Annotated in this window: 2 protein-coding genes; one reads left to right on the forward strand and one right to left on the reverse strand. The window is 72.8% G+C overall.

Annotation, left to right across the window (positions count from 1 at the left end):
* Positions 1-42: 42 nt before the first annotated feature.
* Positions 43-1,071 (reverse strand): glycosyltransferase family 2 protein, encoded by a 1,029-nt coding sequence (locus tag ACFXA3_RS40080; protein WP_385195967.1) that lies wholly within the window; start codon positions 1,069-1,071, stop codon positions 43-45.
* A 174-nt stretch (positions 1,072-1,245) separates the two neighbouring features.
* Here ACFXA3_RS40080 and ACFXA3_RS40085 point away from each other — a divergent pair, with 174 nt between their 5' ends.
* Entirely contained in the window at positions 1,246-2,742 is a 1,497-nt protein-coding gene (locus ACFXA3_RS40085; RefSeq protein WP_385195970.1) for an LCP family protein, read from the forward strand.
* Positions 2,743-2,923: the final 181 nt, after the last annotated feature.

Consider the following 2,923-nt stretch of genomic DNA (forward strand, 5'->3'; position numbering starts at 1 on the left):
GTCGGCCGACAGCACCCCGGGCCCCCTTCGCGTGCGGGGCGCTCAGGCCTCGCCGACGAGATCGCGCCGCACCGCCGGGCGGCGGCTCGCGATGACCTTGGCCGCGAGCGAGCGCGGGCTCGTCAGGAAGCCGAAGCCCCAGGACATGTGCATGGTGGCCAGGGCCACCGGGATCTGCGCCCGCGCCTTGAGGGACAGGCCCTTGCCGGCCGGAACCGAGCCGGCGGTGATCGCCGCGAGGTAGCCGGCCGGGACCACGAAGGCCCACGGGGTGAGGGTCGCACCGGCGACCACGCCGGCGGCGATGGCACAGACGGCGGTCGGCGGGGCGAGGTAGCGCAGGTTGATGGAGCCCGAGTGGTAACGGGCCACCACGTGGCGCCAGCGCCCGTAGTCCTTGTACTGCTTGGCCAGCGCGCGCACGGAGGGCCGCGGGCGGTACTGGACCTTCAGCTCGGGCGAGAACCAGATGAGCCCGCCGGCCTCGCGGATGCGGAAGTTCAGCTCCCAGTCCTGGGCGCGGATGAACTCCTCGTTGTACCCGCCCTGCTGCTCCAGCGCCTCACGGCGGAAGACCCCGAGGTAGACGGTCTCGGCGGGGCCGGCCTGTCCGCCGGTGTGGAAGGCCGCGTTGCCGACGCCGATCTTCGAGGTCATCGCCGCCGCGACGGCGTCCTCCCAGGCGTTCTCGCCCTCGGCGTGCATGATGCCGCCGACGTTCTGCGCGCCGGTCTCCTCCAGGAGGCGGACCGCGGTGGCGATGTAGTCCGGCGAGAGCATGCCGTGGCCGTCGACGCGCACCACGATCGGGTGGCGGGAGGCCTTGATGGCGGCGTTGAGTGCGGCCGGGGTGCGGCCGGTGGGGTTCGGAACGGTGACGACGCGGGGGTCCTCGCGTACGAGCTCGGCGGCGATCTCGTCGGTGCGGTCCGTGGACGGCCCCAGCGCGATCACCACCTCCATCTCACCGGCGTACTCCTGTCCGAGGATGTGGCGGACGGAGTCACGCAGATGGCGCTCCTCGTTGAGCACCGGCATGATCACCGAGACTGCGGGCTGCTGGGCGGGCATGTGGTCCTTCACGGTCGGGTATCGGTGTCACGTTACCGCGTACGGGGGAAACGGGTGCGCGCCGCATGATCCGTAGGTACAGACGCTGATCGTATGGGCCTATTGTTCTGACGATCTGCCTGATGTGTCTGGTTCGTTCCTTTCGGCCCCACTGCCCCCGCGGAGGTGTCCCCCGTGCCCCAGCCACACCGTCCCACCCGACCCGCCCGGCCCCCGCAGCCGCAGCGCGCACGGCGGGGCGGTGGTCCGGCACGGCGCCGGGGGGACCGGCCCCGGTGGGGGGTACGGCTGGCCGCCGGGCTGGCGGTGGCGGTACTGGGCTCCGGAGCCGTCGGCCACGCGGTGATGACGGGACTGGACACCGGGATCGAACGGGTGGACCCGTTCAAGGACATGAAGAACCGGCCGCAGGCCGGGCACGGCCTGAACTTCCTGCTGGTCGGCACCGACGGCCGCGACAAGATCACCCCCGAGGACAAGCGCGAGTACCGCCTCGGCGGCGCCCCCTGCCACTGCACCGACACCGTCATGCTGGTCCACCTCTCCGCCGACAGGACGCGGGCCAGCGTGGTCAGCCTGCCGCGCGACAGCTACGCCGAGCTGCCCGCGCACCGGGACGGCTCCAGCGGCAAGGAGCACGGGCCGCACCCCGTGAAACTGAACGCCGCGTACGCGGAGGGCGGGCCCCAGCTGACCGTGCGGACCGTCGAGAACATGACCCGCGTGAAGATCGACCACTACCTGGAGGTCGACTTCACCAGCTTCATGAAGACGGTCGACGCCATGGGCGGCGTGGAGATCTGCACCGCCAAGGCTCTGCACGACGACAACACCGGCCTGAACCTGCTGCCGGGCACGCACCGGCTCGGCGGCGGCCAGGCCCTGCAGTACGTGCGCTCGCGCCATGTCGACGGGGCCGCGGACCTCGGCCGGATGCAGCGCCAGCAGCGGTTCGTCGCGGCCCTGATCAAACAGGCGACCGGCGGCGGGGTGCTGCTGAACCCCGTGAAGTTCAAGGAGGTCAGCTCCACGCTGCTGGGCTCGGTCCGGGCCGACCGGGGCTTCGGTTCGGAGCAGATGCTGGCCCTGGGCCAGGCCCTGCGCGATTTCACCCCGTCCTCCTCCGAGTTCGCCTCGGTGCCGATCGGGGACCCCTCGTACCCCGTCAAGGGCATCGGCTCGACGGTGAAGTGGGACGGGCCCAAGGCCGAGAAGCTCTTCGAGGCCCTGCGCCTGGACCGGCCGCTGGTCCCCGCCCCGCCCGGGCGGCCCGGGGGCCGGCCGCAGCAGCCGCCCGCGGTCCCGGTCGACGTGCCGCCGCAGCAGATCCGCGTGCAGGTGGAGAACGGCACCCGGATCGACGGGCTGGGCGGGCGGGTGGACCAGGCGCTGCGCGCCACCGGCTTCGACACCACCCGGGCCCCGGGCAACGGCGCGAGCCGCGACGTCAAGCGCACGGTGATCGTGTACGACCCGCGCTGGGACCGCTCGGCCCGCACCGCGTCGGCCGCGCTGCCCGGCAGCGAACTGCGGGCGGTGGCCGGCCAGGGGCGGACCGTGCTGGTGATCGCCGGTGCGGACTACCGCAAGGTGGTGCCGGTCCGCGCCGAGGACCCGCACCAGGGCCGGTTCGGGGTGGTCACGGGCGACCAGGTGGTCTGCGGCACGTGAGGCCGGCGGTCAGTACGTGAAGCCGGCGGCGAGCCCCGTCGCGGCGCCCCCTCCGGCGGGAGTGGCCCAGCCGCTCCAGGCGTGGCTGTTGTAGTCGCCGTCACGCTCGACGATCGAGCCGTCGTTCTTCACCGCGAACACGTGGTTGACGTTGTTCGCCGCGGCGCTCGCGAGGCGCTTC

This window comes from Streptomyces sp. NPDC059456, from assembly GCF_042750055.1.
Classification (GTDB): domain Bacteria; phylum Actinomycetota; class Actinomycetes; order Streptomycetales; family Streptomycetaceae; genus Streptomyces.

Bases quoted from the DNA above. Each gene is read 5' to 3' on its own strand.
- ACFXA3_RS40080 (WP_385195967.1), bottom strand. From the start codon at position 1,071: ATGCCCGCCCAGCAGCCCGCAGTCTCGGTGATCATGCCGGTGCTCAAC.